At 59.7% G+C, this 6427-nt stretch carries 5 protein-coding genes; 4 read left to right on the top strand and 1 reads right to left on the bottom strand.

Going from position 1 to position 6427, the window contains the following annotated elements; translation table 11 throughout:
* Window positions 1-178 precede the first annotated feature (178 nt).
* Entirely contained in the window at window positions 179-1801 is a 1623-nt protein-coding gene (locus KGB21_RS29135) for an MFS transporter (RefSeq protein WP_223507521.1), read from the top strand.
* A gap of 162 nt (window positions 1802-1963) precedes the next feature.
* The gene (lldD, locus tag KGB21_RS29130; protein ID WP_223507520.1) at window positions 1964-3103 is read left to right on the top strand and encodes an FMN-dependent L-lactate dehydrogenase LldD; all 1140 of its coding nucleotides are present in this window, start codon (window positions 1964-1966) and stop codon (window positions 3101-3103) included.
* A gap of 55 nt (window positions 3104-3158) precedes the next feature.
* Here lldD and KGB21_RS29125 read toward each other — a convergent pair whose 3' ends face one another.
* Entirely contained in the window at window positions 3159-3527 is a 369-nt protein-coding gene (locus KGB21_RS29125; RefSeq protein ID WP_223507519.1) for a DUF427 domain-containing protein, read from the bottom strand.
* Between the two features lie 266 nt (window positions 3528-3793).
* Here KGB21_RS29125 and KGB21_RS29120 point away from each other — a divergent pair, with 266 nt between their 5' ends.
* Both KGB21_RS29120 and KGB21_RS29115 read left to right on the top strand, forming a co-directional pair.
* Window positions 3794-5731: a DNA topoisomerase III gene (locus KGB21_RS29120; RefSeq protein WP_223507518.1), complete on the top strand. Its 1938-nt coding sequence runs from the start codon at window positions 3794-3796 to the stop codon at window positions 5729-5731.
* Window positions 5732-5897: 166 nt separating this feature from the next.
* Window positions 5898-6407 carry a GNAT family N-acetyltransferase gene (locus KGB21_RS29115; RefSeq protein ID WP_223507517.1) on the top strand — a complete coding sequence of 170 codons (510 nt, stop codon included), beginning with the start codon at window positions 5898-5900 and terminating at the stop codon, window positions 6405-6407.
* Window positions 6408-6427 lie beyond the last annotated feature (20 nt).

Genomic DNA, 6427 nt, shown 5'->3' with positions numbered 1-6427 from the left:
CGATAGCGTCCCTGAGATCGCCATCACCAGCAAGCCGGCTCCTACAGGGTGCGAGGACACACGGAACATCACGTTTGAAGACCGACGTACACCCGATTTATGGATAAACGCGACGCCAGCCCACAAGGCCGGCGCCGACAGTGGAACAACAAAAACAATCACTGTGAGGGATACCGATATGTCAGAACATGTTCAGCCCCTGGAAGCCGTGCGCAGCGCGGGCACCAGCCAGGAAACCCAGAAAGTCATCTTCGCCTCGTCCCTCGGGACGGTCTTCGAGTGGTATGACTTTTTCCTCTACGGCGCCCTCGCGGCGGTGATCAGCAAGCAGTTTTTTGCCGGGGTCAACGACACCACCGCGTTTATCTTCGCCCTGATGGCTTTTGCCGCCGGGTTCATTGTCAGGCCGTTCGGCGCCTTGGTGTTCGGTCGGTTGGGGGACATGATCGGGCGTAAATACACCTTCCTCGCCACCATTATCCTGATGGGCCTGGCGACCTTCTGCGTCGGCTTGTTACCGACCTACGCCAGCATCGGCATCGCCGCACCGATCATTCTCGTGGTGCTGCGCATGCTTCAGGGCCTGGCCCTGGGCGGCGAATATGGCGGCGCCGCGACTTATGTGGCGGAACACGCGCCTATCGGCAAACGCGGTTTCCACACCAGCTGGATTCAGTCCACTGCCACCCTCGGCCTGTTGCTGTCGCTGCTGGTGGTGCTCGGTTGCCGCTACTTCACCGGCGACCAGTTCGAAGTCTGGGGCTGGCGCATTCCGTTCCTTTTCTCGATCATTCTGCTGGGCATCTCGACGTGGATTCGCCTGAGCCTGCACGAGTCGCCTGCGTTCGTGAAAATGAAAGAGGAAGGCAAGCTCTGCAAGTCGCCGATCCGCGATTCCTTCGGCAAATGGGAAAACCTCAAAGTCGTGCTGATCGCCCTGTTCAGCATCAACGCCGGGCAAGCCGTGACCTTCTATGCGGCGCAGTTCTACGTCCTGTTCTTCCTCACCCAGTTCCTGAAAATGGACCCGGCCGTGGCCAACGGTTTGCTGATTGTCAGCGTGACCATTGGCGCGCCGTTCTTCATTTTCTTCGGCTGGCTGTCGGACAAGGTCGGGCGTAAACCGATTCTGATGCTCGGCCTGCTATTGGCCACCGCGCTGTATTTCCCGATCTTCAAGACCCTGGCCCACTACGCCAACCCGGCCATCGACCAGGCCAGCCGCCAGGCACCGATCACCGTGCTGGCCGACCCGGCCACCTGCACCTTCCAGTTCGATCCCGTGGGCAAGGCGAAATTTGATAGCCCATGCGACAAGGTCAAAACCTTCCTGGTCAAACAGGGCCTGCCGTACGCCAGTGCCGCAGCGCCGGCCGGCAGCGGCGTGCAAGTGAGCGTCGGCGACGTGAAGATCGACGGTTTCGACGAAGCCGCCCTGCGTGGCGCAGTGACCCTCGCCGGCTACCCGCAACAGGCCGACATGCAGCAGATCAACAAACCAATGATCGTGGCGCTGATTGTCGCGCTGATCATCATCTCCGCCATGTGCTACGGTCCGCTAGCGGCGCTGATGGTCGAACTGTTCCCGACCCGCATCCGCTACACCTCGATGTCCCTGCCCTACCACATCGGTAACGGCTGGTTCGGCGGCTTCCTGCCGACGGTGTCGTTTGCGCTGGTGGTGTACACCGGCGACATTTTCTACGGGCTCTGGTATCCGGTGCTAATCACCGGGGTGAGCCTGGTGGTGGGGATGATCTGCCTGCGTGAAACCCGCAACGTCGACCTCGACAAAAACTGACACGTACCAAACCGTGTAGGAGCTGCCGAAGGCTGCGATCTTTTGATCTTGCTTTTCAAAAGATCGCAGCCTCGTTGCACTCGACAGCTCCTACGGGTTTACCGTCGTTTATTAGGCTAACCTGATCCCACGAATCGTCACCTCTCAGATCAAGGCAAGCGCATGATCATTTCTTCAGCATCCGACTATCGCGAGGCGGCCCGTCGCAAACTCCCGCGCTTTCTGTTCGATTACATCGATGGCGGCGCTTATGCAGAGCACACACTGCGCGCCAACAGCGCCGACCTGACGGGCATCAGCCTGCGTCAGCGAATTCTGAAAAACGTCGAGACCCTGAGCCTCGAAACCAGCCTTTTCAATCAACCCCTTGCAATGCCGATCATTCTCGCGCCGGTCGGTTTGACGGGCATGTTCGCTCGCCGGGGTGAAGTGCAGGCTGTAAGAGCAGCGCAAAACAAAGGCATTCCCCTGTGTCTTTCAACGGTATCGGTGTGTTCGATCGAAGAAGTCGTCGCCCAGAGCCAGCAACCCATCTGGTTCCAGCTGTATGTGTTGAAAGACCGCGGCTTCATGAAAAATGCCCTGGAGCGTGCGAAGGCCGCCGGGGTGAAGAATCTGGTGTTTACCGTGGACATGCCCACGCCCGGTGCCCGCTACCGCGACGCACATTCGGGGATGTCCGGTCCTTTCGCGTCATCGCGACGAATGCTGCAGGCCATGACCAAACCCGACTGGGCCTTCAACGTTGGCGTCATGGGGCGGCCGCATGATCTGGGGAACATCTCGAAGTACCTCGGCAAAGCCGTCACGCTCGAAGACTACATGGGCTGGCTGGCCAACAACTTCGATCCGTCGATCAGCTGGAGCGATCTGGAATGGATACGTGACTTCTGGCAAGGCCCGATGATCATCAAAGGCATTCTCGATCCCCAGGATGCCAAGGACGCAGTGACTTTCGGCGCCGATGGCATTGTCGTGTCGAACCACGGCGGCCGGCAGCTGGACGGCGTGCTCTCCACTACCAAGGCGTTGCCTCCGATCAAGCAAGCCATCGGTGATGACCTGACGGTGCTGGTCGATTCGGGCATCCGCTCGGGGCTGGACGTTGTACGGATGCTGGCACTGGGGGCGAAAGGCGTATTGCTGGGGCGTTCAATGGCCTATGCCTTGGCCGCCGATGGCCAACGCGGGGTGGAAAACATGCTGGATATATTCGCCAAGGAAATGCGCGTTGCCATGACCTTGACCGGGGTAACGTCCATTGACCAGATCGATGAATCGACACTGGTGCCTGCGCTCTGATCCCATGAAAAAACCCCACGCACACGAGTGAATGGGGCTGTTTCAGGTGTGCATTTCAGACTTCAGCGTCGAGTAACTCAAACTTGACCTGATCAGGATAGAACGCCATGTAACCGCGTATCTGATCTACTGAAATTTTCGGATCTTCATAACTCCATACCGCGTTCGCGCCTTCGTGCCCGGGGATTTGCAGGCTGAAGTAACTCGCATCTCCCTTGTAGGGGCAATAACTGGTGTGATCGGTGCGAGCAAAGTATTTTTCGTCGATGTCCTCCCGCGGCACGTAATAGACCGGCGGGTAATTGGCTTCCAACAGTACCAGCGCCCGTGAGGTCGCCGCTACCTGGATGCCATGGAATTTAACCAGCAGGCAGCCAGGCTGCTCGGCAATGGTGATGGCAGGAATAGGACCGGTGCTTTTCATGGAAGACGTTCCTCATGGCGAGTTAAACCTGTAGGAGCTCCGCTTTCCTGTGGCGAGGGAGCTTGCTCCCGCTGGGCTGCGCAGCGGCCCCGAAAATCGCGTTTTCGATCAAACAGGTATAACCCATGTTTGGCATTCATGACCGCTGCGCAGCCGAACGGACGCCAGAAACACAAAGCTGTACATCCATACAGATAAAGATTGCCCCCGCGCGCATCAACCGCCATTCTGTGCACCTCCCCGGACACTGATCGACGATGGTGGTTATGCGGCTGTACCTCTGTGAAAAACCTTCCCAGGCCAAAGACATTGCAGCCGTGCTCGGCGCGAAACGCCGTGGCGATGGCTGCTGGCTGGGAACGGACGTCACGGTGACCTGGTGCATCGGCCATCTGCTGGAAACCGCACCACCGGACGCCTACGACTCGCGTTACAAGCGTTGGGTGCTGGCGGACCTGCCGATCATTCCGGACAAATGGAAAATGTCCGTCAAACCGCGCACGGCCAGCCAGTACAAAGCGGTCAAGCGCCTGCTCGGTGAAGCGTCCGAACTGATCATCGCCACGGACGCCGACCGTGAGGGCGAAATGATCGCCCGGGAACTGGTGGAGCATTGCCGCTATCGCGGGCCGATCCGGCGACTTTGGCTGTCTGCACTGGACGATGCCTCAATCCGCAAGGCACTCGCCGCGCTTAAACCGGGGACCGAGACCTTCAGCCTCTATCACTCGGCGCTGGGCCGCTCCCGTGCCGACTGGCTGATCGGCATGAACATGAGCAGGCTGTTCACTTTGCTGGGACGCCAATCGGGCTATCAGGGCGTATTGCCGGTGGGCCGGGTGCAAACGCCGACCCTGCGTCTGGTGGTGGACCGCGACCGCAGCATTGCCGATTTCGTACCGGTCGCTTACTGGGCCATCGATGTACAACTACTGCACGACGGAACCGCGTTCACCGCCCAATGGCGGGCGGCTTCCGAGGTTTGCGACGATCAGGATCGCTGCCTGAATCAAGCGTTGGCGCAACAAGCCGCTGCGGCGATGATGGGTGCGGAGAGTGCCAGGGTGATCAAGCTGCGCACCGAGCGCATGCGCGAAGTAGCACCGCTGCCCTTTGATCTTGGTACTTTGCAAGAAGTCTGCTCGAAGAAGCTCGGCCTCGGCGCCCAGGAAACCCTCGACATCGCCCAGGCGCTCTACGAAACCCACAAAGTCATCACCTACCCGCGCAGCGATTGCGGCTTTCTGCCCGTCAGCCAGCACAGCGAAGCGCCGGGCATTCTGGCGGCGTTGCGTCAGGCCGATCCGGCACTGAACGCCTTGCACGATCATCTTGAACCCCAACGGCGTTCCAGGGCCTGGAACGATGCCAAGGTCAGCGCGCACCACGGCATCATCACTACCGCGGCGGCGAAGAACCTCGAACGCCTGACCGGCAAGCACCGCGCGGTCTATACGCTGATCCGGGCACGGTATCTCGCGCAATTCCTGCCCAATCATGAATACGATCGTACCCAGGCTGACTTCGACTGCGCCGGTGAAGCGCTGCGCGCGGTCGGCAAACAGATCGTCGAACCTGGCTGGAAGCGCGCCCTGCCCGAAGCGCTGGCTCCGGCGAAGGGTCGCGAAGCACCGGCGCCGCAAACCCTGCCGAACCTTCGAGAAGGGATTGAGTGCGCGGTGGCCAACGTGCAACTCAAGGACCTTTGGACGCAACCGCCCAAACCGTTCACCGAAGGTGACCTGATCAAGGCGATGAAGAACGTCGCCAAACTGGTGGAAGATCCACTGCTCAAGAAAAAGCTCAAGGACACCACCGGTATCGGCACCGAAGCGACCCGCGCTTCCATCATCCAGGGCCTGCTCGATCGCGGTTATCTGATCAAGAACGGAAAGGCTCTGGCCGCAACTCCCGCGGCGTTCAGCCTGATCGATGCTGTGCCGCGTGCGATTGCCGATCCGGGCACCACGGCCATCTGGGAGCAGGCCCTGGACATGGTGCAGAGCGGGAAAATGAGTCTCGAAGAATTCGTCACCAAACAAGCGGCATGGATGAGCAAACAAGTCGCCCGTTGTGCCGGCCTGAGCCTGACCATCAGCGGCCCGGCAAGTCCTGCCGGGCGTGGCGCAGCACCTTGGAAAAACAAGCGCAAGCCGGCCAAGCGCAAACCATCGAGCGGCAACAAACGCACGGTCAAGGCCTGAACCCTGTGGCGAGGGAGCTTGCTCCCGCTGGACTGCGCAGCAGGCCCTCTTTTTTGGGGGCGCTACGCACCCCGGCGGGAGCAAGCTCCCTCGCCACAAATCAATCCCCACAAGTCCATCGTCGTACGAACTATCCTTGACTGACTGATATCTGGAGTCGTCAGTTATGCCCACGATAGAACTGTACGCAGCCCAGCACGACGAACTGGAAACCATCGAAAACCTGATGCAGTTCTACACCTACGACTTCAGCGAATGGTTGCCGCTGGAACTCGGTGAACACGGTTTTTTCAACCTCCTGCCCCTGCCCGCCTATTGGCAAAAACCCTCAACCCGGCCGTTTCTGATCAAGGTCGACGGCGAACTGGCCGGTTTCGTGACCGTGGATGACGAAACCCATCTGCGCGGCGCTGAATACAACATCGGCTACCTGTTCGTCAGCCGACGCTTCCGTGGCCGGGGTGTCGCGAAGTTTGTCGTTTCCACCCTCTTGAGCCGGTTCCCCGGTCAATGGCAGATTCTCCACATCGAGGCGAACGAGCCAGCGCGGCTGTTCTGGATCGCCGTCATGCCTGCTCTGACGAATGGCGACTTTAGCCTGCATAGCCAGTCGATCGGCGGCTATCGGTGCACGCTCTACCGCTTTGAAACAACGCAGCCTACGCCAATCCTGTAGGCGCTGCCGAAGGCTGCGAT

The sequence above is a fragment of the Pseudomonas sp. GL-RE-29 genome, assembly GCF_019947275.1.
Classification (GTDB): Bacteria; Pseudomonadota; Gammaproteobacteria; order Pseudomonadales; family Pseudomonadaceae; genus Aquipseudomonas; species Aquipseudomonas fluorescens_A.
This window is presented reverse-complemented; position numbering and strand designations above follow the sequence as displayed.